The sequence below is a fragment of the Marinobacter sp. genome, from assembly GCF_041984545.1.
GTDB lineage: Bacteria > Pseudomonadota > Gammaproteobacteria > Pseudomonadales > Oleiphilaceae > Marinobacter.
In genome coordinates this window covers 1-22,802 of sequence record NZ_JBHIXV010000006.1, presented here as the reverse complement: position 1 = coordinate 22,802, position 22,802 = coordinate 1, and the positions used below count along the sequence as shown (strand labels likewise).

Below are 22,802 nucleotides of genomic sequence, written 5' to 3'. Positions count from 1 at the left end.
GCGTTGTCCTATCTCAGTTTCAGACTGGCAATGCCAATCAGTACAAGAACCACGGTAATGACCCAGAACCGCACAATCACTCGAGGCTCGGGCCAGCCCTTGAGCTCAAAATGGTGATGCAGCGGCGCCATCCGGAAAATCCGGCGTCCGGTCAGGCGGAACGACGCCACCTGGAGGATCACCGACACGGTTTCCATTACAAACACGCCGCCCATGATGAACAGTACGATTTCCTGGCGCACAATCACCGCGACCACACCCAGCGCAGCACCCAGGGCCAGAGCGCCAACGTCGCCCATGAACACCTGGGCCGGGTAGGTGTTGAACCACAGAAACCCGAGGCCGGCGCCGACCAGAGCACCGCAGAACACAATCAGCTCACCGGTGCCGGGCAAATGCGGTATCAGGAGGTAGTTGGCGAACTGGGCATGGCCCGACACGTAGGCGAAAATGCCCAGGGCAGCCGCTACCATCACCGTCGGCATGATCGCCAGACCATCCAGGCCGTCGGTGAGATTGACCGCGTTGCTGCTGCCGACAATCACGAAATAGGTCAGCAGGATGAAGAGCACCGGCCCAAGCGTCAGCGAGACCTGTTTGACAAATGGCACGTAGAGCGACGTCTCCTGGGGCAGCGAGGAACTGAAGAACAGCACCACGGCCGCCGTGGCCCCGATCACCGATTGCCAGAAATACTTCCAGCGCGCGGGCAGGCCCCTTGGATTGCGCTCCACCACCTTGCGGTAGTCGTCCACCCAGCCAATCGCACCGAACAGCAGGGTCACCAGCAACGTCACCCAGACATAGCGGTTGCTGAGGTCTGCCCAAAGCAGGGTACTGATACCAATGGCCACCAGAATCAGCGCCCCGCCCATGGTCGGCGTGCCGGCCTTGCTGAGATGAGTCTGGGGGCCGTCGTCCCGCACCGCCTGGCCAATCTGGTACTGACTGAGCTTGCGGATCATCACCGGGCCGATGATCAGCGAGATCAGCAGCGCCGTGAGGGTTCCGAGGATCCCGCGCAGGGTCAGGTACTGAAACACCGTCAGGGCGGAGAAATACTGTGATAGAACCTCTGTCAGCCAGAGCAGCATGAATCGTTCACCTTTTCTTTTATTCCCTCCACCACTCGATCCATGGCGGAACTGCGAGAACCCTTGACCAGCACGGTCAAGGCTGTCTGTCTTGCCCCGAGGGCAGATTCAACGGCCTGCTCGTGGCTCAGCCCCAGCTCGGCAGCCTCACCAAAACCGTCGCCATAGCCTTCGCAGCCGGGGCCGACAGCAATCAACCGGTCGATCCCAAGATTCCGGGCGTGTTCACCCACTTCCCGGTGCATCCTTCGGGCGTCCGGACCCAGCTCGGCCATGGCACCGAACACCGCGATCTTCTGCCCCGCACGGCCAGCCAGTACATCCAGCGCGGCCTTCATGGAGGACGGGTTGGCGTTGTAGCTGTCGTCAATGACCGTCAGCTCCGGCGTGAGTGGCAGGATCTGCAGCCGCCCCTTTGCCGGGGCAACACTTTCCAGACCGGCAACAATGGCCTCATCGCCGGCACCCAGCTCCCGGGTTGCTGCGATTGCCAGCAGCATATTGGTCAGATTGTGGTCCCCCGCCAGGTTCAGCCGAACCCGCAGACGCCACTGGCCAGGGCCGGTCACCATCAACTCCCGAACGCCTGAGTCCTCGTGCTCAACCACCACCTGATAATCGGCGTTGGCACCAAGCCGACTGACACCGACACACCGGCGGGAACCGGCACGGCGCCGCCATTGCTCAAACGCCGGATCGTCCTGGTTCAGGACCACCAGGCCATCGTCGGTTACACCATCAATAATCTCGCCTTTGGTGAGCACGATGTTTTCATAGCTACCGAACCCTTCGAGATGAGCCTGGCCAGCGTTGGTCAGAATGCTCACCCGGGGCCTGGCCATGGCGACGGTGTGGGCGATCTCACCCACGCCGCTGGCGCCCAGTTCGATAACACCAAAGCGGTGCTCCCGGGACAGCCGGAACAGGGTCAGAGGCACACCGATGTGGTTGTTCAGGTTTCCCTCTGTAAACAGGGTGTTGCCCACCTGACGCAGGATTGCGGCACACATCTCCTTGACCGTGGTTTTGCCGCTGCTGCCGGTGATGGCCACGATACCGGCATCGCTTTCGAGACGATTCGCCGTGGCCAGTTGCGCCAGTGCCTCGATGGTGTCGGTAACCACCAGTTGAGGCATGGCCACCTCGGCAACCGGCGTGTCCACCACAGCAGCCACGGCGCCGGCTGCCGCCGCCTGCGACAGGAAACGATGGCCGTCAAAATTATCGCCCCGAAGCGCCACGAAAAGCTGGCCCGGCTGGAGGCTGCGGGTGTCCGTTGAAACGCCTTCGAACACCAGCGCATCGAGGCCGCCGGTCGCGCATTCTGCGCCGAGCCATTGCCTGGCTTCCGCCAGGGAAAAGGCGCGCATCATGCCACACCTCCGTTCAGGTCAAGCATGTGGCGTACCTGTTCGGCATCGCTGAACGGATACCTCTGCCCTGCAATTTCCTGATAGGCCTCGTGCCCTTTGCCAGCCACCAGAACCAGGTCGTCCGGGCCGGCAGAACCGATCGCGGCCTGAATGGCACTGGCCCGATCATGAATCACCCGGACCATTTGCGGATCTTTGAACCCGGCCAGGATATCCCGGACAATGGCCTCGGGATCCTCGCTACGGGGGTTGTCATCGGTCACCATGACCAGGTCGGCCAGAGCCTCGGCCTCACGGGCCATTTCCGGACGCTTGCCCGGATCCCGGTCGCCGCCACAACCAAACACGCAGATCAGCTTACCGGTCACATGGGGCCGCAACGCCGACAGCGCGTTGGCCAGGGCATCGGGGGTATGGGCGTAATCCACCACAACCCGCTTACCCTGGGCACTGGCAAAACGTTCCAGGCGCCCAGGGGGCGGTGTCAGGCGACTCGCCGCCTGCTGAACACGTTCTACCGGAACCCCCAGGGTCAGCACCGTGGCCATGGAAGCCAGCACGTTGCTGGCGTTGAAGCTGCCCATCAGGGGTACCGAGATGTCAAACCGGCCCCATTCACCGTCCAGCTCAGCCTCGAAGCCATGATCGTTGGGGCGGAACTCCCGCATCCACAGTTCGGTCTGGGCCTCATGCAGGCTGTACCGAACCCGATCACATTTGCCTTCCAGCTGACCAAACAGCTGCCGACCGAACGGATCATCGAAATTGATTACGGAAAAATGCAGCTCTTCCCGTTCGAAAAGACGGGCCTTGGCAGCGCCATAGGCTTCCATGGACCCGTGGTAATCCAGATGGTCGCGGGTCAGGTTGGTAAACACGGCACCGGTCATGGTCAGGTTATCCACCCGGCCCTGGTCGAGGGCGTGCGAGGACACTTCCATCACCGCTGCCCGGGCATCCTGCTTCAGGATACGCGCCAGCACCCTGTTAACCTGAACCACGTCGGGTGTGGTGTGGCTGGCAGGTTGCAAAGCACCCGGCATGCCGTAGCCCAGGGTGCCCAGTGTCCCACAGGGCGTTCCGGTTTCCTTGAGCAACTGGGCCACGAACTGGCAGACCGAGGTCTTGCCATTGGTACCGGTCACCCCGAGCAGGCGCAGACGCTGGGACGGGTGCTCGAAAAACCGGTCGGCAAGCCGCCCAACCAGCTTTTGCAAACCGACAACGGGCACCACGAGGGCGCCATGGCGTTCCCGGCACGGGCCATCCTGCTCTGTCTGCAGAAGAATAACGGTGGCGCCCGCCTCAATGGCGCTGTCGACGTAATAGTCCGCCGGCGTTCGGGCTCCGGGCAGGGCAATGAAGGCATCGCCCGTCGTCACGTCACGGCTGTCGGTCTTCAGACCGTGGATGGTCACGTCAAATACTGACGGGACCGCGACCATGCCTTGCAACAGAGTGCTGAGTGATGTGATGCACATAGGCCTACCCTCGTTCTCCGGCAGCGGGAGCACCGTGTTTCATTTTTCCCACTTCCAGCTCAGGCTTCACGTTCAACAGTCGCAGTGCGTCACTCATCACCCTGGAGAACACCGGCGCCGCTACTTCGCCACCGTAGTATTCTCCGGACTGCGGCGCATCAACGGCCACAACCGTAACCAGTCTGGGGTTATCGATAGGCGCCATACCGGCAAAAATGGCCTTGTACTGGCTGTCCTCATAACCCTGGGCACCCACCAGGTGCACTGTGCCGGTCTTGCCACCGGCTGAATAGAAACCGGGCTGGGCTCGCTTGCCGGTGCCTCGAGCCACCGCCTCGCGGAGCATGTTGCGCACCTGGAAAGTGACCTGCTCTGACAACACCCGCTCGCCCACCGGCTTTTCATCTCGGCGCATCAGGCTCAGTGGATAGCGCACCCCGCCATTGGCAATCACCATGTAGGCCTGGGCCAGCTGCAGGGCGTTCACACTCATGCCATAGCCATAGGACAACGTGGCTTCCTCAACCGGGCGCCACTTGGGGGGTGCCGGCAGAACGCCGACCGCCTCGCCGGGGAATCCGATACCGGTGGGCTGCCCCAGGCCCAGACGGGCGTAGAGGTCCCGGATCACGTCTCCGCCGAGGTCGGTCGCAATTCTGCTGATGCCGACGTTACTGGATTTGACAATGATCTCAGTCATATCCATCACGCCATAATTGCGATGATCACGGATGGTAAAACGACCGAATCGCCGGAAGCCCGGATTGGTATCAATGGTACTGCTTACCGTATACCGACCGGACTCGAGCGCGGCCGCCATAGTGATTGGTTTCATGGTCGACCCGGGCTCGAACAGATCTGTGATGGCCTTGTTTCTCAGATTCTCCGCCGCCAGCTGACTGCGGTCGTTCGGGTTGTAGGACCCCTGATTGACCATGGCCAGCACTTCCCCGGTATCCACATCCAGCATCACCAGAGTGCCGCCCCGCGCGTTATGGGCCGCAACAACAGCCTTGAGCTCCCGATAGGCCAGGTACTGCAGCCTCAGATCAATACTGAGGGCAAGATTACGGCCGGGGCTGGCATCGCGAATGAGGGTAAGATCCTTGATGACGCGACCCCGGTTGTCCTTGAGCACGCGCTTCAGGCCGGTTTCACCAGATAACCAAGGGTTGTACGCAAGCTCGAGGCCTTCCTGGCCGCGCTCGTCAATGTCGGTGAAGCCGACCACGTGGGCGGTAACCTCGCCCGCCGGATAGTAACGCCGGTATTCCTGGCGGGTATAGACGCCATTGATGTCCAGGGCCATCACCTCGCGGGCGAGATCAGGCTGGACTTTGCGGCGCAGGTAGATAAATTCGCGCCCGGCATAGTCCTTGACACGTTGCCTCAGTGACGCCTCACTGATATCCAGCAACCTGGCCAGGTTAGTCAGACGGGGTTCCGTGGGGTCGGCTTCCGAGGGGTTGGCCCAGATGGTCTGCACCGGCGTGCTGACAGCCAGCGGCTCATCGTAGCGATCGGTGATCATGCCCCGGTGGGCGTCAATGCTCTCCACCCGGATGGTACGCACGTCGCCCTGCTCTCTGAGGAACTCGTTATCAACGACGTGCAGATCAACCAGGCGCCAGCCCAGAACGCCCACAACCAGCAAAAAGACGCCCACCACGGAGCCAAAGCGCCAGGCTGCCAGCCCGGACGCCAGACGCTGTCCCCATGTTGTCTTCTTTCCCTGATCGGACACGTCGATCACCCTGAAGGTTTGTTGTTATCGTGAATTACCGGCTCGCTACCGGAGACATCAAAGGCACCAGCACAATATCCTGGCGCTCGGGCACCACCATGCTGAAACGCTCGGCCGCCAGCTTTTCAACCCGGCCATGGGCGCTTAACGCGCTCTGTTCGAGCAAAAGCTGACTCCACTCACTCTGGTAACGGTCGCGCTCCGCCTGAAGCTGTGACAGGGTGTTGAACAACTCCCGGTTATCGTGAGCGCTGACCACTACGCCAATGGACGACGCCAGCAGCACCCCAACAAGGGCCAGCGTCACCAGCATCCGACCCTGACGCATGGCATCGAACACCCGGCGGGAAATCCGGACAGCGGTTGCCACACCCTCTCTGACTCTCTGCTTGTTCAGCTTTGCCGTTCTGACCGGCTCTTCTATAGCTACCGCGCCCATGATTACGCGCTCCCCTGCGAGTTTTTCCTGATATCGGTGCGTTCGAGCACCCGCATCACTGCGCTGCGGGCGCGTACGTTATCGCTCACTTCCTCGGCGGCCGCTTTGCTGGCCTTGCCCACGAGACGAAAATCCGAGGCATCCTGCTCAGCGGTCACCGGAACCCCCTTGGGCAGCTGAGGCCCTCGAGCCAGATCCCGCATGAAGCGCTTGACCAGGCGATCCTCCAGCGAATGGAAGCTGATAACCACGAGGCGCCCTCCCGGCGCCAGATGATCCACCGCTGCCCTGAGGCCCACCTCCAGATCTTCCAGCTCCCGGTTGATAAAAATCCGGATGGCCTGGAACGTTCGAGTGGCCGGATGTTTGTGCTTTTCCTTCTTGGGCACCGCCTCGCTGACCAGCTCGGCCAGCTGCCGCGTGGTTTCCACCGGCGTTTCCTGGCGACGCTCGACGATCAAACGGGCGATACGGCGAGAGAAGCGCTCTTCGCCGTATCGGAATATAACGTTGGCAATGTCTGTTTCTTCCGCCGTGGCCAACCACTCGGCGGCACTGGGCGACTGCTCCGTATTCATTCGCATGTCCAGCGGCCCATCGCGCATAAAGCTGAAACCGCGGGAGGCATCATCGAGCTGGGGCGACGATACTCCAAGATCGAGCAGGACACCGTTGACCAGGGGCCAGCCCCGGCTCTCCAGAGCGCGCCCCAGATCCGCAAACGATCCGTGAAAACAACGGAACCGGGCGTCCTCGGTTTCAAGATTTTTTGCCACCTTGATTGCCTCGGGATCCTTGTCGATGCCCAGCAATCCACCGGCCTTGCCAAGCCGACCAAGAATGAGACGACTGTGGCCACCCCGACCAAAGGTGCCGTCCACGTAGTGTCCATCGGGGTCGTTGACCAGATAGTCGACCGCCGAGTCCAGAAGCACCGAGCGATGCGAGTATGCCGCTCCGGCCTCCTGGCTGCGATCGGAGGTCATAGGGACAGCGCCTCCATTTCCGGCGGCATCTCTTCGTCATCGGAGGACTCGTCCAGCCAGGCAAACCAGCGCTCCTCGCTCCATAACTCGAGCTTCTTGCCCTGCCCGATCAACATCAGCTTTTTCTCCAGATGGGCATAGCTTCTGAGCGTGGGCGGAATCAGGATGCGGCCCGCAGAATCCAGCTCCATGGGCGCGGCGTTACCCAGAATCAGCCTTTGCAGGCGCCGGGCGGCCTTGTTCATGTTGGGCAGTGCTTCGATCTTGGGACGCAAAACTTCCCATTCAGGTTCGGGATACACCAGAAGGCAGCGCTCCTCGTCGGCGTTGGCCGTCAACACAATGCGCCCGCCGCAGGCCTGCGCGAGCTCTTCGCGCACCTTGGCGGGGATCGCCAGGCGACCCTTCGCATCCATGTTGATGGCATGACTGCCGAGAAAATTGCTCATTTACGCCGTCTCTGGGTGCTCGATATCCACAAAAAACCACTAGAAACCACTTTTTCCCACTTCTGCACACTATAGAAACACGCAATACACAATGCAAGCGCCGCAAACAGCGCCACTCTTGGGAAAGTTTCTTTAATGACAGGGGGTTACGAAGACGGATTCGATGAATTGCTGAGATTACGGAAAAGAAAAGAAATAAAATCAAACACCTGCAAAAACCTCTGAAGAAGGCAAGTGAGGTGTAAGATTTTTTGGCTATAAAGAACGCCTGCTGAGAATGATGGGCGTCACAGAAAGGGAAAAGAGCGAGCTCGCCGATAAGCCGGGTTCTGTCGTGGACAGTCATTCATCTAGGGTCTGCGTCACCACAGACCTCAAGCAACCTACCCGAATCCAGCGCGGGCCACGCCATCGGATTCCTATTTGGTCTTGCTCCAGGTGGGGTTTACCATCGCCGTGGACTGTTGCCAGCCACGCGGTGCGCTCTTACCGCACCATTTCACCCTTACCGGCGCCCGAAGGCGCTTAGGCGGTATACTTTCTGTTGCACTTTCCGTCGGCTTGCGCCGCCCAGGCGTTACCTGGCACCTTGCCCTGTGGAGCCCGGACTTTCCTCCCCCGGTGAAACCGGCGGCGACTGTCTGGCGAGCTCGGCGCTGACCATACTCCTGCCCTCCCCACCATGCAAGAAAAACCGGATTGCGGCCGACTCACCCTTCCTTCAGGGCGAGCGCCCTCTGATAGAGCTCGTTCTTCGACAACCCGGTGAGCTCGGAGGCAATCCTGGCCACCTTCTTTACCGGCAGTTCCGGCAAAAGCGCCCGGATAAGCCTGTCCGTGTCCAGCTCACCGGCGTTTTCCTTGCCGGTCTCCGCCTGCGCGCCGCGAATCATCAACACAAACTCTCCGCGACTGCCATGAGGGTCAGCCTCCAACGCGTCCTGCACCGCCGAAACGGCGCCGGAATAAAAGGTCTCGAACGTCTTGGTGATTTCCCGACCGAGGACGATTTCCCGGTCCGGCCCCAGAATGTCCGCCACATCCTGCACACAGTCCAACACCCGATGCGGCGACTCATAGAAAACCAGGGTCGCTGTTTCCGAACCCAGGGACTCCAGAGCTGATCGACGGGCAGCGCGCTTGGCAGGCAGGAACCCTGCGAACAGAAACCGATCGGTAGGCAGGCCGGCCGCACTCAGGGCGGCCACCAACGCGCAGGGACCGGGGATGGGACTTACCGGATAGCCAGCCAGGCGAGCTTCGCGGACCACCACGTACCCGGGGTCGGAAATCAGCGGCGTGCCCGCGTCCGAGATCAACGCAACATCGCGCCCGGCCGCCAGCTCGGCAATCAGCGCCGACGCCCGGTCTTTCTCGTTGTGGTCGTGCAGGGCAATCAATCGCTTGTGCAAGCCGAGATGACTGAGCAGCCGCCCGCTGTGCCGGGTGTCCTCCGCTGCGACCACGGCCACGTGCGCCAGCGTTCGGGTGGCCCTGGTAGACAGATCATCGAGATTGCCAATGGGCGTTGCCACCACATAGAGAGTGCCCACAGAAGACTCCTTCCCACCGACGTGGTTACCCGATTCATTACCCTCGATCTTCAAGCTGACTGCCTCTCTGGTATGGAACACCGGCTCCGTGACAGTTACGTCATGTGAATTGAACCGGGAGCTGTTAAACTTGCCACCGTTAAACTGGCGCTACAAGCCCAATCATCCGGAGTATGTCGAGCCTGCCATGATAAAGATCCGCGTTCATCACCGAGCCCTGGCCAGCATTATAACCGCGGTCCTTCTATCCGCCGGTTGTGCCAGCGTGAACCTTGAATCACACGTCGCCCAGACCGCAAACGAGGCCCTCCAGCTGGCCGGTAACGAAGACAACGCGGAAACCGCCCAGGCCTATCTGCTCCGGATTGCCAGCCGGTTCCAGGACCAGGGCAATCACGAGGCCGCACGAACACTACTGCAGAGCGATCAGCTGGCGCAACCAGCACCAGCCCTTGCTGGCCAGAAGCAACTGCTTGCCATGGCCAGCGCTGTCGCGCTGGAAGACAGATCATGGGCCAAACAGCTCACCACAAACCTGTCGCCTGCCGATTTTGTTGACTACCCCGCCAACCTGATCACAAGGGCCGCCAATCTCCAGGCCGATACCTTCCTGCTCGCGGGCAAACCCCTGCCTGCAGCCAACACCCTGATGGTTCTTGCCCAAACCGATACTTCCGCCGATGCCCAGAAGATTCACAACCGGATCTGGTCACTCCTGGAGAAGGTATCCGATGAGGAACTGGCGTCTGCTTCGGCCGACGCCCTTGGCTATGAAGCTCAGGGCTGGCTCGAGCTGGCCAGCCTCGTCCGGGCGCCGGACGTCAGCATTGATGAGAAGGGCCGCATTATCAGGAGCTGGCAGAACAACTGGCCGGGGCACCCGGCGGCCCAGGTGCTGCCCTCGGAACTTCGTCTGATTGCCAGTCTTGCTGCAAGCAGGCCGGAAAGAATTGCACTGGCCCTGCCGATGCAGGGCCCTCTGGCAACGGCAGGCAAGGCTATACGGGACGGGTTCCTGGCAGCCTACTACCTGGATCAGTCGGCCGACCGGAGCGAAACTGATATCCGGATCTTCGATACGTCCGAGACCTCCTTCACCGATCTGTACCAGCAGTTGTCACGGCAGAACATTGATCTGATTGTCGGCCCCCTGGAAAAAGACGCCCTGGCGCAACTTGGCAATATGAACACGTTGCCGGTGCCCGCCCTGGGCCTCAATTACCTGCCCGCCGATATCCAGCCACCCGATGGCCTCTACCAGTTCGGCCTTTCTGCCGAAGACGAAGCCCGCCAGATCGCCGATCGTCTGGCTGCCCGGGATCTGCAGCAGGTGCTGGTTCTCATCCCCCAGGGTGAATGGGGTGACCGCGTGGAGGCGGCACTACTTGAACGGATGGACACTCATGGCGGCACCGCCCTGGATATAGAGCGCTTTTTCCGGGAGGACAATCTTCGCGCCGTAACCGCAGACCTGCTGGGCATTACCGTGTCCCGGGACAGGGCCATTCAGGTGGAACGAACCATCGGCATGGACGTGGAGTTCGAGCCGCGCCGCCGGCAGGATGCCGACGCCATCGTAATGGTGGCCGAGCCCACCATCGCCCGCCAATTCAAACCACTTTTTGCCTTCTACTTTGGCGGCGACCTGCCGGTCTATTCCCCATCCATCGTGTATGAAGGCTCACCGGCGCCGGGCCGGGACAGGGATCTCAATGGCGTTACCTTCACTGACATCCCCTGGGTCCTTGGCGCTGAGAATGAGCTACGCGAGCAGGCCACCGACCTGTTGTCATCTACACGCGGGCAACCTGGCCGACTGTTCGCCATGGGTGCCGATGCCTGGCAACTGAGCAAGCGCTTGCCGCTATTGAGGCAAGTGCAGAGCGCCTCCATTGCCGGACACACGGGCATACTTACCATGACCAGCGAAGGCAGCATTCATCGTGAACAGCTGTGGGCAAAGTTCCGGGATGGCGTTCCCGAACTGATTCCAGACCTCGCTCCCGAAGAAACCGACACCACTGAAAACACCGAGGCCAGTCTGCCCCCGCAAAACTGACTGCCAGCATAATGAGGACCCGGAGCCATGGATGGCAACAGAACACTCGGCAATCACTTCGAGGGCGTGGCTGCCCGCTATCTCAAACGCAAAGGCGTGAGGCTGATCGAGCGCAACGTGTATAATCGCGGCGGCGAAATTGACCTGATTGGCGAGGACGGCGAGACACTGGTTTTCTTTGAGGTTCGCTACCGGGGCCCCGGGCACCTCGTTGACCCGGCAAGCTCCATCAACCACACCAAGCAGCAGCGACTCGTTCGGGCCGCCTCGTTCTACCTCCACAAACACGGACTCTGGGACCGGATAGCACGCATCGATGTTATTGCGATAACCCCCGGAACCGTCAGCAAATACCGGGTACAATGGATCCGGAACGCAATCCTGGCAGCATGAAGTAAGTACCATGACCGACACCGAACACCAGATCAACCAATGGTTCGCCAGCCATATGGAGCACACCGCACAGGCAGCCAGCAGCACCGCTCCGGCTATTGAAGGAGTTGCCAATGCGTTTGTGGCCACTCTGCTCCAGGATGGCAAGATAATCACCTGTGCCAACGGCAATGCCAACATCCTGGCCCAGTATTTCTGCACCGCGCTGCTCAACCGGTTCGATCAGGACCGTCCGGCGCTGCCTGCCCTGAACCTCGGAGCAGACGCCACAACCTACTCCGCGATCTGTCGGGACAATCGCTTCAATGACACTTTTTCACGCCAGGTTCGCGCCATTGGCAAACCCGGTGACCTGCTCTTCGTAATCGTCGACGATGGCCACAAGGCCAACCTGATTCAGGCCATTCAGGCGGCCCACGATCGGGAAATGAACGTGATAGTTCTGAGTGCCCGGGAGAAATCCGACATTACCTCACTCCTTCACCCTGAAGATCACGAGATCGCACTCAATAACCTGAGCCCGTCGGAGGCTTCCCCGCTTCTGTTGCTCATCGTCAACGCCCTGTGCGGACTTATCGACAGCAAACTTTTCGGGGGCTAACAAAAAAGCCAGCGGCTGCTGGCTTTTTTCGGGCTCTTTCTGGCTCTTTCTGGCTCTACTTGACCACTTTCAGGGTCGGCCTTCCAGAGGGGCGCTCCTCACCACCATTTGACGTATCCGATTCGCGTTCACGCCCGGTGCCATCTGGATCAGGGGAGCCCGGCTCACTGCCAAACACCATGCCTTCGCCATTTTCCTTGGCATAGATTGCCATGACAGCCTGCAACGGAATAAACACCTGCATGGGGACACCCCCGAAGCGAGCGCTGAATTCCAGGGCACCATTGCCAATCACCAGACCACGGACGGCACCCGGACTGATATTCAGGACGATCTGCCCGTTCGCCACATGCTCCGTCGGGACCTGTACACCCTGTACACCGGCGTCGACAACGATGTAGGGAGTGCAGTCGTTATCGAGAATCCATTCATTGAAGGCCCGCACCAGGTACGGACGACTGGACGTCATGGTGTGCTTGCTCTCTACCACTGCCACTCTCCTGCTCCGGCTGGCGATGCCTGGATCAATCAGCTGCGAATGTCTTCTTCCAGGTCGGACAGGCTTGCCTTGAAGCCCTCCCGGCTAAAAATACTGTCCATATACTTCTGCACCGGCTTCGCCTGCTTCTCGGTCAACTCGATACCCAATGCCGGCAATCGCCACAGAATCGGAGCAATGCAGCAATCGACGATGGTGAATTCCTCAGACAGGAAGAACGGCATCTCACCGAACAGCGGCGCCGTCGCCAGGAGACTTTCTTTCAATTCCTTACGGGCCGATTCCGAAGCCTTGGCCGTCGGTTGCGCCAGAATCTGATCAACCAGGCCACACCAGTCTTTCTGGATACGGTGGATCATCAGACGGCTGTTCGCGCGCGCCACCGGGTAAACCGGCAGAAGCGGGGGGTGGGGAAAACGCTCGTCGAGGTATTCCATCATGATATTGGGCTCGTAGAGCACCAGATCACGATCCACCAGGGTCGGCAGGGCGTTGTACGGGTTCAGATCGGCCAGCTCGCCCGGCGGGTTGTCAGGATCCACGTCCACGATATCGACAGTAACACCCTTCTCGGCCAGCACGATACGCACCCTGTGGCTGTAATGGCTGGCAGGATCCGAGAAAAACGTCATTGATGACCGCTTGGTCACAACGCCCATAGAACTACCTCACGAGTAAACAAACCGAAATGATCCTGAAAAACGCAAAAATCCAGCGGGCCGGTTATTGCCCGCTGGAACTCAGGGACGGGGATTATACCCTATTTCTCAGTGCACGTCCTTCCAGTACTCACGATTGAGCAGGTAGGCGAAGACGAAGAAAATGGCGACGAAAATCAGTACGAAGATCCCCAGGCGCTCTCGCTCCAGTTTGACCGGGTCACCCATGTAGGACATGAAGTTGGTCAGGTCGTACATGGCCTGGTCAAACTCCGCACCAGACATGGTGCCCTCAATGGCATACTCCGGACACACGTCGGCGTTGTTGATGTTCCCGCTGAGCGGCTCCACGGAGGCCTCAACGCCAATTTTCGGCTTCACCGCACACAGCCCCTGCATACTGACCATCACATGGGGCATACCGACATTCGGGAACACCACGTTGTTGACACCCAGGGGACGGCTTTCGTCCTTGTAGAAACCACGCAGATAAGAGTACACCCAGGCTTCACCGCGTAGGCGGGTCTCAAGCGTCAGATCAGGTGGCGGCGCACCGAACCAGTCGGCCGCCATTTCTTTCTTCATGGAGTTCTTCATTAGCTCGCCGATCTTGGCGCCGGTGAAGATCAGGTTTTCCTCGTACAGCTCGTCCGGGATATCCAGATCTTCGGCCACACGCTTGTAGCGGGCGAACTCCATGGAATGGCATCCCATGCAGTAGTTGGTAAACAGGGCTGCGCCCCTCTGGAGAGAGGCGTCGTCTGAATGATCCGCCTCAAATTCATCCAGCGGAACCGACGACCCTGCTGCCAGCGAGAGAGCCGGCAGGATTGCGATGAAAAGACCAAGTATCAGCTTTCTCATTACCCTGTCACCCTCTCTGGAACTGGCTTGGTTTTCTCCATGCGCGTGTAGAACGGCATGAGAATAAAGTAGAGGAAGTAAAGCACGGTCAGGATCTGGGCGACCGCGGTACGACCGGCGGTAGCAGGCACCAGCCCCAGGTAGCCGAGCACCACGAAGCTCACCACAAAGATCGCCAGCGCGATACGACTCATCCAGCCCTTGTAACGCATGGAGCGTACCGGGCTCTTGTCCAGCCAGGGCAGAACAAACAGGATCGCAATCGCGCCGCCCATGACCACGACACCCCAGAATTTGGCAGGGAGGCCGAACAGGTCGACAGTAACCGCACGAAGCATCGCGTAGAACGGCGTGAAATACCAGACCGGGGCAATGTGCTCAGGCGTTTTCAGCGGGTTCGCCGGCTCGAAGTTCGGCTTCTCGATGAACAGCCCGCCCCCTTCCGGGAAGAAGAACACCACGATAAAGAAGATGAAGAAGAAAACGCCCACACCCAGCAGGTCGTGAACCGTGTAGTAAGGATGGAACGGGATACCATCTTTGGGTATGCCATTCTCGTCCTTGTTCTTCTTGATATCGATACCGTCAGGGTTGTTTGAACCCACTTCGTGCAGAGCCAGGATATGCAGAACCACCAGACCGAGCAGAACGATGGGCAGGGCCACCACGTGCAGGGCGAAGAAGCGGTTCAGTGTGATACCCGAGATCAGGTAGTCACCACGGATCCAGAGCGACAGATCTTCACCGATGACCGGAATAGCGCCAAACAGGTTAACGATAACCTGGGCACCCCAGTAGGACATTTGCCCCCAGGGCAGCAGGTAACCCATGAACGCCTCGGCCATGAGGATCAGGTAAATCAACATGCCGAAGATCCAGATCAGCTCACGGGGCTTCTGATAGGAGCCGTACATCAGGCCGCGGAACATGTGGAGGTAGACCACGATGAAGAAAGCAGATGCGCCCGTGGAATGCAGATAACGGAGCAACCAACCCCACTGAACGTCACGCATGATGTACTCCACGGAGGCGAAGGCACCTTCCGCGGTCGGGTTGTAGCTCATGGTCAGCCAGATGCCGGTAACCAGCTGGTTTACCAGTACCAGCATGGCCAGAGAGCCAAAGAAGTACCACATGTTGAAGTTCTTCGGCGCGTAATACTTGCCGACGTGCTTGTTCCAGGCGTCAACGACCGGCAGACGTTCATCCACCCAGTTAATGAACTTGTTCATCACGCAGCCTCCGGATCAAGACCAATGGTCAGGGTGTCGTCATCGTCGTAACGGTATGGCGGCACTTCGAGGTTCAACGGCGCAGGCTGCGCTTCATAGACCCGGCCAGCCAGATCGTACTTGGAGCCGTGGCAGGGACAGAACAGACCGCCCAGCCAGTCCTCGCCCAGGTCTTCCGGGGACACTTCCGGGCGGTAGCTGGGCACGCAACCGAGGTGGGTACAGAGCCCGACGAGCACTGCGATTTCCGGCTTGAGCGCGCGGTAGATACCGTCAATGTACGGCGGCTGCTGAGGCGCTTCTGACTGAGGATCTTTCACTTCCTCATTCAGCTTCTCGATGTTTTCAAGCATGGTATCGGTTCGGCGGATGATCCAGACCGGCTTACCGCGCCACTCGACCGTAATCTGCTGACCGGGCTCAATCTTGCTGACATTGACGGTTACCGGTGCACCGGCTGCTTCCGCTTTTGCGCTGGGGTTCCAGGACCCCAGAAACGGAACCGCCGCACCGACGACGCCCGCTCCACCTACCACAGACGTAGCACCGATCAAAAACCGGCGCCGGCCCTGGCTAACGTCGCCATTACTCATTATGGTTTTCTCCCATCAGGCGATGCTACAGCCCGCAGAACCGCCGGCACGTGCATCTTAAAGGACTTCACAACCCAAAAATATAAGCGCCCAAATGGTAATGAAATTACCAGGGGCTTACAAGTCGGAAAGCCCCGGCCAGACGCCCACACCCTGCGCCACGTCAATTCGGGGACCAACCGGCAAGACATAAAAAAACCCGACCGGAAGGGTCGGGTTTTTTCGGTTCTGCACCAGCGTGATTAACGCTTGGAGTACTGAGGACGCTTACGCGCCTTGCGCAGACCCACTTTCTTACGCTCGACTTCACGGGCGTCACGGGTAACGTAACCCGCTTTGCGCAGAGCCGGACGCAGGGTTTCGTCATAGTCCATCAGAGCGCGAGTCAGGCCGTGACGAATAGCGCCTGCCTGGCCACTGATACCACCACCCTTGACAGTGATGTTGATATCGAAACGATCGGTGGACTCGGCAACCACGAGCGGCTGACGAACGATCATGCGCAGGGTCTCACGACCGAAGAAATCTTCGATGGAGCGACCATTGATGGAGATGTTACCGCTTCCCGGCTTGATGAAAACCCGAGCCGTGGATGTCTTGCGGCGACCAGTACCGTAATTTTGTGCTACAGACATATCCGCCTTCCGTTAAATGTCGAGTTCTTTGGGCTGCTGGGCTGCGTGAGGATGCTCAGCGCCGGCATAGATTTTCAGCTTCTTGAACATGGCACGGCCGAGCGGGCCTTTCGGAAGCATGCCTTTGACAGACTTCTGGATGATTTGCTCGGGCGCCTTGTCGACCAGCTTCTCGAAGTTGATGGATTTGATTCCACCTGGAAAGCCGGTATGGCTGTAGTACATCTTGTCAGATGCTTTTTTGCCGGTAACCCGCACCTGGCTCGCATTGATCACAACAATGTAATCGCCGGTGTCTACGTGAGGGGTGTACTCAGGCTTATGCTTGCCCCGCAGACGAAGGGCGATTTCGGTTGACAGACGACCCAGCGTCTTGCCGGCTGCGTCTACAACGTACCAGTCACGTTTTACTGTTTCTGGTTTCGCACTCAGAGTCTTCATGATTCCGCCTTGAACGCTATAAAAGAAACGTTAAAAACCACCACCGGTAAATGCAAGGCATCCGGAGGAGGTTCCATACCTGTGTTGCGCTGCCATCATTCGGGGCTGAGATAATGACATCGCCTTGAAAAGCCAGGGCGCGAAGTATACTCGAACCACCCGGGAAAACCAACCCCGCGCCACACTGTTTCGTTATTCACTTATCCGCACGCCGGGCCAGCCGTACAGTCGGTACGCGTTGTCGATCAGAGCCCGGGCCAGAACGTCCTCAGGCTCTGGCCGGATGCCTGAAAGGGCCCGGAAAATTTGCGGCAGATACACAGGGGAATTGCGCCCCTTGTCCACCCCCTCCGGCGCCATATCCGGGGCGTCGGTTTCCAGCACCAGGCAGTCCAGGGGTAATCCGGCAACCGCCTCCCGGGTCTTACGGGCCCGCGAATGGGTAATCACGCCCCCAATGCCGATAAAACACCCCAGATCGGCCAGCTTGCCGGCCTGTTCCTTGCTGCCGGAAAACCCGTGGATCAACGCACGACCGGACCAATGGCGCTGCCTCAGGCAACCGTGAATCTCGTCATGAGTTTTGACCGAATGCACCACCAGTGGCAGCGCAAGCTCCGAGGCCAGATTGATCTGCGCCTCAAACCAGGGCCACTGTTCGTCAAGACTGCCATGCAAACGGTCAAGACCACACTCACCCACGGCCACGCACCCCGCAGGCCTGGCAACCAGTTGCCGGCGCAGCTCCTCGAGGTCTTCCTCGGCATGCTCGGCAACGAACCAGGGATGAATGCCCAGGCAGTAGTAGAGGCCTTCATGGGCGTTCGCCGTCTTCTGCACGCGCGCCCAGTCGGCGCGTCTTACGCCCGGGATGACCAGGCGGCTCATGCCCTGGGCGCGAGCGGCCTCCAGCTCAGCAGCGCGGCAGTCGTCAAAGCGGGGAAAGTCGAAATGGCAATGGGCGTCAATCAACTCCATGGTCACCTCCCTGCCCCGGTAACCTCAATGCTCCCGGGTTTTGTGGAACTGAATGTCCGGGTAACGCTCCTGAGCCAGGTTCAGGTTTACCATGGTTGGCGCAATGTAGGCGAGCCTGTCGCTGCCATCCAGCGCCAGGTTGTCGTTGTTCTTGCGCTGGAACTCGTCGAGCTTGCGCTCGTCCTTGCAGGTCACCCAGCGCGCCGTCGCCACGTTGATCGGCTCGTAGATGGCTTCCACCTTGTACTCGCTTTTCAGGCGACTGACCACAACATCAAACTGCAGTACGCCGACGGCGCCTACAATCAGGTCGTTGTTGCGAAGCGGCCGGAACACCTGCACCGCGCCTTCCTCGGACAGCTGGATCAAGCCTTTCTGCAACTGCTTGGCCTTGAGCGGATCCTTCAGGCGGATCCGGCGGAACAGTTCCGGAGCGAAGTTCGGTATACCCGTGAACTTCATGTCCTCGCCCGCAGTGAAGGTGTCGCCCAGCTGAATGGTGCCGTGGTTATGCAGTCCGATGATATCGCCAGCAAAGGCTTCGTCTGCGTGCTCGCGGTCTCCGGCCATGAAGGTCAGAGCGTCAGAGAACCGAACCTCCTTTCCGATGCGCACATGGCGTGCCTTCATGCCCTGGCTGTATTTGCCAGACACAATGCGGAGGAAGGCCACCCGGTCCCGGTGCTGGGGATCCATGTTGGCCTGTATCTTGAAGACGAAGCCTGAAAAGCCGTCTTCCGCCGGCTCCACAAGTCTCTGGTCGGTCTCCCTGGGCTGTGGCGCCGGCGCCCAGTCCACGAGACCATCCAGCATGTGATCCACACCAAAATTACCGAGGGCGGTACCGAAGAACACCGGGGTCAGCTCACCGGCGAGAAACGCCTGCTGGTCGAATTCGTGGGATGCCCCCTTGACCAGTTCGATCTCGTCTCTCAGGTCTGAGGCGTAGGCGCCAATAGCCTGATCCAGCTCGGGATTATCCAGCCCGGAAATGACCCGCTTCTCCTGAATGGTGTGCCCCTGGCCAGACTGGTAAAGAATCACCTCGTCCCGCAACAGGTGGTAGACGCCCTTGAAGCTCTTACCCATACCGATGGGCCAGGTGATCGGCGCACAGGCAATCTTGAGCACGTCCTCAACCTCATCCATGAGCTCCACAGGGTCCCGCGTGTCACGGTCGAGCTTGTTCATGAAGGTCAGGATCGGGGTATCGCGAAGGCGAGTAACTTCCATCAGCTTGATGGTTCTCTCCTCAACGCCCTTGGCGCTGTCGATCACCATCAGGCAGGAGTCCACGGCAGTCAGCGTCCGGTAGGTGTCTTCCGAGAAGTCCTCGTGGCCCGGCGTGTCCAGAAGGTTCACCAGCCGGCCACCGTAAGGAAACTGCATCACCGAGGTGGTGACGGAAATGCCCCGTTCTTTTTCCATCTCCATCCAGTCGGATTTGGCATGCTGTCCCGATTTCTTGCCCTTGACGGTTCCCGCCTTCTGGATAGCCTGCCCGAACAGAAGGACCTTCTCGGTAATGGTGGTTTTACCGGCGTCCGGGTGCGATATGATGGCGAAGGTACGGCGCTTGGCCACTTCCTTGGAAAGGGTAGACATAATCGAAACGGAACCTGAATCTGAAGTTCGTAAAAAGGCCGTCATTATAGGGCCTATGGTCTGAATTCGCGAACACCGGCGTATGGACTGCGAGCTACCGCGACAGCGTGCGAACCATGACCAGAGCATCCTCACGGCCATCGGGGGCGGGGTAGTATCCGGGGCGCTGCCCGATCTCGCGAAAGCCCTCCCGACGATACAGATCAATGGCGGGCCGATTACTTACCCGGACTTCCAATAGCAGCTGCGACATGCCTTCGTGGGCGGCGGTGGCAAGCAGGTGTTTAAGGAGGTACCCCCCGACGCCCTGCCCCCGGGCCAGCGGATGGACACAGAGATTGAGCAGGTGCGCCTCGCCGGCCATGTAGGCAACAACGGCATAGCCCGCAAGCTGATCCCCCTGGCTGGCAGCCCAGAGGCGGTAACTGTCCTTGAAACAGTCGAGGAAAACGGCCTCGCTCCATGGGTGGGAATAGCCCTGGCGCTCAATATCCAGAACCGAAGGCAGGTCCTCCTCTACCAGAGGTCTCAGTTGCAGATCGGACAGCAGGACCTGTTGATAGACACCTGGACGAGCCATCAACGGGCGCCCAGAGGCTTGATCAGGTGCCAGAGCTTGCGCTTGAGGTCCGCATCACCCGCAAGCTCAGCCAGTGAATAGGAAAAGTTCACCGCCGGCGACCGCCCAAAGGCTTCTGCAATCCAGTCACTATTGCCCTTTGACGCACTCCTGAGCACCATGATCTCATGCTCATTGATTCCAGCCACCAGGCTGCGGAGGACCTCCTGCACGTCACTGCCAGTCCTGGCCAGAACTCGCAGATTGTTGAAGATTGGCCAGCCGATCCGGCCCAGGTCACGGGGCCGCTGCTCTCCAACGCTGGCCAGAATGTTGGCGGCCAGGACTTCCTGAAGCCGCTGACTGGCGTCTGAAGAAAAGTCGGCAATCAACGCCACCCGGTTGCCAGCCCAGATCCTGATATCGATGACCTCGCCCAATCCGGAGACGGGCCGATCTGATCTCTCACTGTCTGACTCCCTCGCGGCCTCCGATCCAGGGGTGGTAGCCGCTGGCTCCTGCTCCGGCCCTTTGCGGGCGACGGGCTGGTCTTCCATGAGGGCCTGAAGGTCGGCAATGCGCGCTCCGCCGTCTCTCGCCTTCGTTTGTGACGGTGACGATTTCCTGGCCGCTCCGGGTTTCATACCGGGGGATGCAACCGGTCCCGGTGTTACCTGGTCGCCACGGGGCGGCTCCGGGAGGAACTCGAAATCAGGGCTCGGGGCCGCACCGGGTAACGGCCTGCGGGCGTACCACAGGCGAATGCCCACGGTGCCCAGGTAAAACTGCCGCTCGGTTTCGGTTCGAATCATTCAGGATGCCTGTCTCTGTTGATTGCCTGCTTCAGACATCCGCCACCTGCGGATGCTGCCGAACGCCACCCCGGCTGATCAGATTGAGCGCTTCAATGTAAGCCTTTGCGGAAGCGATGATAATGTCCGTGTCGGCCCCGACGCCGTTCACAATCCGGCCACCGCGCTCAAGCCTCACCGTGACTTCGCCCTGGGCGTCGGTGCCGCTGGTGATGTTGTTGACCGAATACAACTGCAGGTTACAACCGGAATCCACCAGGGACTCAATGGCCTTGAAGGTGGCATCCACCGGGCCACTGCCCTCCGCCTCCACCTGGTGCTCCTTGCCATCGACCGTGAGGGTAAGGTTGGCTTTTGGCACCACACCGGTTTCAGAACAAACCTGCATGCAAACCAGTCCGTACCGGCCTTCTTCCTCTTTCTGCCGGGTATCGCTGGCAATGGCCTGGAGATCCTCATCGAAAATCTCATGCTTGAGGTCGGCCAGCGCTTTGAAACGGGTAAAGGCTTCGTTCAACTCGGTTTCCGTTTCAAACTGAATACCGAGTTCGAGCAGCCGGGTCCGGAACGCGTTGCGACCGGAATGTTTGCCCAGTACCAAGCTGTTCGTGTGCCAGCCCACGTCCTGGGCCCGCATGATTTCGTAGGTTTCCCTGTGTTTGAGGACGCCATCCTGATGGATGCCCGATTCGTGGGCAAAGGCGTTCGCCCCGACAATGGCCTTGTTGGGCTGAACCGGAAAGCCGGTAATTGTCGACACCAGCCGCGAAGCCGGCACGATGTGCTGGGTATCTATCCGGGTATCGATATTGAACAGATCCTGGCGGGTGCGCACAGCCATCACAATCTCCTCAAGCGCCGCGTTGCCGGCACGCTCGCCCAGACCGTTGATGGTGCATTCTACCTGCCGGGCACCCATGGACACGGCAGCCAGGGAGTTGGCCACGGCAAGGCCCAGGTCATTGTGGCAATGCACCGAGAAGATCGCCTTGTCGGCATTTGGAATCCGGTTGAGCAACTGGTGGATGGTCTCGCCAAACTGCTCGGGAATGGCGTAGCCCACCGTGTCCGGAATGTTGATGGTGCGGGCGCCCGCGTCAATCGCAGCCTCGATGATCCGGCAGAGAAAATCCAGCTCTGAACGGCCGGCATCCTCACAGGAGAACTCGACATCGTCTACATGGCTGCGAGCACGCTTCACGGCCCGAACCGCCTGCTCAACCACTTCATCCGGCTGCATTTGCAGCTTGTGCTTCATGTGGATAGGAGAGGTTGCAATAAACGTATGAATACGCCCTTTCGCCGCCGGCCGAATAGCCTCCGCTGCGCGGTCAATGTCATTATCCAGCGCCCGGGCGAGGCTGCAGACCGTGGATTCCTTGATCGACTCGGCGATGGCTTTTACCGCCTCAAAGTCGCCCTGACTGGCAATCGCGAATCCCGCCTCGATCACATCCACCCGAAGCTTCTCAAGGGCCTTGGCGATGCGGAGTTTCTCGGCCTTGTTCATGGTCGCCCCGGGGCTCTGCTCGCCATCACGGAGCGTTGTATCGAAAATTACCAGATGGTCGGTCGCAGGCATTGTCAGGCTCCATTGGGGGATTGGGGTTGTAGTGGAAAGAGTATATCACCGCGAACGCGGGAACTTTTATCCGGCCAATAAAAAACCCCAGCATCAAGGATGCTGGGGTTTTGGTATTAGGAGCCTGACGATGACCTACTCTCACATGGGCAACGCCACACTACCATCGGC

At 59.6% G+C, this 22,802-nt stretch carries 23 protein-coding genes and 1 other RNA gene; 3 read left to right on the top strand and 21 right to left on the bottom strand.

Annotation, left to right across the window (positions count from 1 at the left end):
• Positions 1 to 8: 8 nt before the first annotated feature.
• From mraY to rsmI, 9 genes are all read right to left on the bottom strand, one after another.
• Positions 9 to 1,094, bottom strand: a complete 1,086-nt coding sequence (gene mraY / locus ACFC20_RS04340; RefSeq protein ID WP_091991827.1) for a phospho-N-acetylmuramoyl-pentapeptide-transferase — start codon at positions 1,092 to 1,094, stop codon at positions 9 to 11.
• Complete coding sequence (gene murF, locus ACFC20_RS04335; RefSeq protein WP_375191933.1) at positions 1,079 to 2,467, bottom strand: UDP-N-acetylmuramoyl-tripeptide--D-alanyl-D-alanine ligase; 1,389 nt, start codon at positions 2,465 to 2,467, stop codon at positions 1,079 to 1,081. Before murF ends, mraY begins: the two co-directional genes overlap by 16 nt.
• Complete coding sequence (locus ACFC20_RS04330; protein WP_375191932.1) at positions 2,464 to 3,948, bottom strand: UDP-N-acetylmuramoyl-L-alanyl-D-glutamate--2,6-diaminopimelate ligase; 1,485 nt, start codon at positions 3,946 to 3,948, stop codon at positions 2,464 to 2,466. The genes murF and ACFC20_RS04330 overlap by 4 nt, the downstream gene beginning before the upstream one ends.
• 4 nt (positions 3,949 to 3,952) lie before the next feature.
• Entirely contained in the window at positions 3,953 to 5,692 is a 1,740-nt protein-coding gene (locus ACFC20_RS04325; protein WP_375191931.1) for a peptidoglycan D,D-transpeptidase FtsI family protein, read from the bottom strand.
• 34 nt (positions 5,693 to 5,726) lie between these two features.
• Positions 5,727 to 6,131: a cell division protein FtsL gene (ftsL, locus tag ACFC20_RS04320; RefSeq protein WP_375191930.1), complete on the bottom strand. Its 405-nt coding sequence runs from the start codon at positions 6,129 to 6,131 to the stop codon at positions 5,727 to 5,729.
• 2 nt (positions 6,132 to 6,133) lie between these two features.
• Positions 6,134 to 7,117, bottom strand: a complete 984-nt coding sequence (gene rsmH / locus ACFC20_RS04315; protein ID WP_375191929.1) for a 16S rRNA (cytosine(1402)-N(4))-methyltransferase RsmH — start codon at positions 7,115 to 7,117, stop codon at positions 6,134 to 6,136.
• Positions 7,114 to 7,566 carry a division/cell wall cluster transcriptional repressor MraZ gene (gene mraZ / locus ACFC20_RS04310; protein WP_296933794.1) on the bottom strand — a complete coding sequence of 151 codons (453 nt, stop codon included), beginning with the start codon at positions 7,564 to 7,566 and terminating at the stop codon, positions 7,114 to 7,116. Before mraZ ends, rsmH begins: the two co-directional genes overlap by 4 nt.
• A 302-nt stretch (positions 7,567 to 7,868) precedes the next feature.
• Positions 7,869 to 8,219: RNase P RNA component class A (gene rnpB, locus ACFC20_RS04305), an RNA gene on the bottom strand.
• Between the two features lie 57 nt (positions 8,220 to 8,276).
• Positions 8,277 to 9,119, bottom strand: a complete 843-nt coding sequence (rsmI, locus tag ACFC20_RS04300; RefSeq protein WP_375191928.1) for a 16S rRNA (cytidine(1402)-2'-O)-methyltransferase — start codon at positions 9,117 to 9,119, stop codon at positions 8,277 to 8,279.
• Positions 9,120 to 9,384: 265 nt separating this feature from the next.
• On the opposite strand from rsmI, the gene ACFC20_RS04295 reads away from it, so the two are divergent.
• The 3 genes from ACFC20_RS04295 to ACFC20_RS04285 are packed head-to-tail and all read left to right on the top strand — an operon-like array spanning position 9,385 to position 12,172.
• On the top strand, positions 9,385 to 11,178 hold the full coding sequence (locus tag ACFC20_RS04295; protein WP_375191927.1) for a penicillin-binding protein activator: 1,794 nt from the start codon (positions 9,385 to 9,387) through the stop codon (positions 11,176 to 11,178).
• Positions 11,179 to 11,205: 27 nt separating this feature from the next.
• Entirely contained in the window at positions 11,206 to 11,571 is a 366-nt protein-coding gene (locus ACFC20_RS04290; protein ID WP_375191926.1) for a YraN family protein, read from the top strand.
• A 10-nt stretch (positions 11,572 to 11,581) separates the two neighbouring features.
• The gene (locus ACFC20_RS04285) at positions 11,582 to 12,172 is read left to right on the top strand and encodes an SIS domain-containing protein (protein ID WP_375191925.1); all 591 of its coding nucleotides are present in this window, start codon (positions 11,582 to 11,584) and stop codon (positions 12,170 to 12,172) included.
• Positions 12,173 to 12,227: 55 nt separating this feature from the next.
• Here the strand turns inward: ACFC20_RS04285 and ACFC20_RS04280 are convergent, their stop codons facing one another.
• The 12 genes from ACFC20_RS04280 to ACFC20_RS04225 all read right to left on the bottom strand — a co-directional run bounded on the left by ACFC20_RS04280 (position 12,228) and on the right by ACFC20_RS04225 (position 22,631).
• Positions 12,228 to 12,641, bottom strand: a complete 414-nt coding sequence (locus tag ACFC20_RS04280; protein WP_375192020.1) for a ClpXP protease specificity-enhancing factor — start codon at positions 12,639 to 12,641, stop codon at positions 12,228 to 12,230.
• A 59-nt stretch (positions 12,642 to 12,700) separates the two neighbouring features.
• On the bottom strand, positions 12,701 to 13,330 hold the full coding sequence (locus tag ACFC20_RS04275) for a glutathione S-transferase N-terminal domain-containing protein (RefSeq protein WP_375191924.1): 630 nt from the start codon (positions 13,328 to 13,330) through the stop codon (positions 12,701 to 12,703).
• A gap of 108 nt (positions 13,331 to 13,438) precedes the next feature.
• Complete coding sequence (locus ACFC20_RS04270; RefSeq protein WP_375191923.1) at positions 13,439 to 14,194, bottom strand: cytochrome c1; 756 nt, start codon at positions 14,192 to 14,194, stop codon at positions 13,439 to 13,441.
• On the bottom strand, positions 14,194 to 15,426 hold the full coding sequence (locus ACFC20_RS04265) for a cytochrome bc complex cytochrome b subunit (RefSeq protein WP_091991855.1): 1,233 nt from the start codon (positions 15,424 to 15,426) through the stop codon (positions 14,194 to 14,196). Before ACFC20_RS04265 ends, ACFC20_RS04270 begins: the two co-directional genes overlap by 1 nt.
• Positions 15,426 to 16,019 (bottom strand): ubiquinol-cytochrome c reductase iron-sulfur subunit, encoded by a 594-nt coding sequence (petA, locus tag ACFC20_RS04260; protein WP_091991857.1) that lies wholly within the window; start codon positions 16,017 to 16,019, stop codon positions 15,426 to 15,428. Before petA ends, ACFC20_RS04265 begins: the two co-directional genes overlap by 1 nt.
• Before the next feature lie 242 nt (positions 16,020 to 16,261).
• A complete protein-coding gene (gene rpsI / locus ACFC20_RS04255) occupies positions 16,262 to 16,654 on the bottom strand; it encodes a 30S ribosomal protein S9 (RefSeq protein ID WP_064226992.1) in 393 nt (130 codons plus the stop codon).
• A 12-nt stretch (positions 16,655 to 16,666) separates the two neighbouring features.
• Positions 16,667 to 17,095 (bottom strand): 50S ribosomal protein L13, encoded by a 429-nt coding sequence (gene rplM / locus ACFC20_RS04250; protein ID WP_008176556.1) that lies wholly within the window; start codon positions 17,093 to 17,095, stop codon positions 16,667 to 16,669.
• A 192-nt stretch (positions 17,096 to 17,287) separates the two neighbouring features.
• On the bottom strand, positions 17,288 to 18,073 hold the full coding sequence (locus ACFC20_RS04245) for a TatD family hydrolase (protein ID WP_375191922.1): 786 nt from the start codon (positions 18,071 to 18,073) through the stop codon (positions 17,288 to 17,290).
• A 24-nt stretch (positions 18,074 to 18,097) separates the two neighbouring features.
• The gene (gene prfC, locus ACFC20_RS04240) at positions 18,098 to 19,678 is read right to left on the bottom strand and encodes a peptide chain release factor 3 (RefSeq protein WP_375191921.1); all 1,581 of its coding nucleotides are present in this window, start codon (positions 19,676 to 19,678) and stop codon (positions 18,098 to 18,100) included.
• Positions 19,679 to 19,772: 94 nt separating this feature from the next.
• Positions 19,773 to 20,258, bottom strand: a complete 486-nt coding sequence (gene rimI, locus ACFC20_RS04235; RefSeq protein ID WP_375191920.1) for a ribosomal protein S18-alanine N-acetyltransferase — start codon at positions 20,256 to 20,258, stop codon at positions 19,773 to 19,775.
• Entirely contained in the window at positions 20,258 to 21,049 is a 792-nt protein-coding gene (locus ACFC20_RS04230) for a 2-isopropylmalate synthase (protein WP_375191919.1), read from the bottom strand. The genes rimI and ACFC20_RS04230 overlap by 1 nt, the downstream gene beginning before the upstream one ends.
• Positions 21,050 to 21,080: 31 nt before the next feature.
• Positions 21,081 to 22,631 (bottom strand): 2-isopropylmalate synthase, encoded by a 1,551-nt coding sequence (locus tag ACFC20_RS04225; protein WP_375191918.1) that lies wholly within the window; start codon positions 22,629 to 22,631, stop codon positions 21,081 to 21,083.
• Positions 22,632 to 22,802: the final 171 nt, after the last annotated feature.

Excerpts from the sequence above, each read along its gene's own strand:
- mraY (WP_091991827.1), bottom strand. The coding sequence starts at position 1,094 with ATGCTGCTCTGGCTGACAGAGGTTCTATCACAGTATTTCTCCGCCCTG.
- murF (WP_375191933.1), bottom strand. The coding sequence starts at position 2,467 with ATGATGCGCGCCTTTTCCCTGGCGGAAGCCAGGCAATGGCTCGGCGCA.
- ACFC20_RS04330 (WP_375191932.1), bottom strand. The coding sequence starts at position 3,948 with ATGTGCATCACATCACTCAGCACTCTGTTGCAAGGCATGGTCGCGGTC.
- ftsL (WP_375191930.1), bottom strand. The coding sequence starts at position 6,131 with ATGGGCGCGGTAGCTATAGAAGAGCCGGTCAGAACGGCAAAGCTGAAC.
- rsmH (WP_375191929.1), bottom strand. The coding sequence starts at position 7,117 with ATGACCTCCGATCGCAGCCAGGAGGCCGGAGCGGCATACTCGCATCGC.
- mraZ (WP_296933794.1), bottom strand. The coding sequence starts at position 7,566 with ATGAGCAATTTTCTCGGCAGTCATGCCATCAACATGGATGCGAAGGGT.
- ACFC20_RS04290 (WP_375191926.1), top strand. The coding sequence starts at position 11,206 with ATGGATGGCAACAGAACACTCGGCAATCACTTCGAGGGCGTGGCTGCC.
- ACFC20_RS04285 (WP_375191925.1), top strand. The coding sequence starts at position 11,582 with ATGACCGACACCGAACACCAGATCAACCAATGGTTCGCCAGCCATATG.
- ACFC20_RS04280 (WP_375192020.1), bottom strand. The coding sequence starts at position 12,641 with ATGACGTCCAGTCGTCCGTACCTGGTGCGGGCCTTCAATGAATGGATT.
- ACFC20_RS04275 (WP_375191924.1), bottom strand. The coding sequence starts at position 13,330 with ATGGGCGTTGTGACCAAGCGGTCATCAATGACGTTTTTCTCGGATCCT.
- ACFC20_RS04270 (WP_375191923.1), bottom strand. The coding sequence starts at position 14,194 with ATGAGAAAGCTGATACTTGGTCTTTTCATCGCAATCCTGCCGGCTCTC.
- ACFC20_RS04265 (WP_091991855.1), bottom strand. The coding sequence starts at position 15,426 with ATGAACAAGTTCATTAACTGGGTGGATGAACGTCTGCCGGTCGTTGAC.
- petA (WP_091991857.1), bottom strand. The coding sequence starts at position 16,019 with ATGAGTAATGGCGACGTTAGCCAGGGCCGGCGCCGGTTTTTGATCGGT.
- rpsI (WP_064226992.1), bottom strand. The coding sequence starts at position 16,654 with ATGTCTGTAGCACAAAATTACGGTACTGGTCGCCGCAAGACATCCACG.
- rplM (WP_008176556.1), bottom strand. The coding sequence starts at position 17,095 with ATGAAGACTCTGAGTGCGAAACCAGAAACAGTAAAACGTGACTGGTAC.
- ACFC20_RS04245 (WP_375191922.1), bottom strand. The coding sequence starts at position 18,073 with ATGGAGTTGATTGACGCCCATTGCCATTTCGACTTTCCCCGCTTTGAC.
- prfC (WP_375191921.1), bottom strand. The coding sequence starts at position 19,678 with ATGTCTACCCTTTCCAAGGAAGTGGCCAAGCGCCGTACCTTCGCCATC.
- rimI (WP_375191920.1), bottom strand. The coding sequence starts at position 20,258 with ATGGCTCGTCCAGGTGTCTATCAACAGGTCCTGCTGTCCGATCTGCAA.
- ACFC20_RS04230 (WP_375191919.1), bottom strand. The coding sequence starts at position 21,049 with ATGATTCGAACCGAAACCGAGCGGCAGTTTTACCTGGGCACCGTGGGC.
- ACFC20_RS04225 (WP_375191918.1), bottom strand. The coding sequence starts at position 22,631 with ATGCCTGCGACCGACCATCTGGTAATTTTCGATACAACGCTCCGTGAT.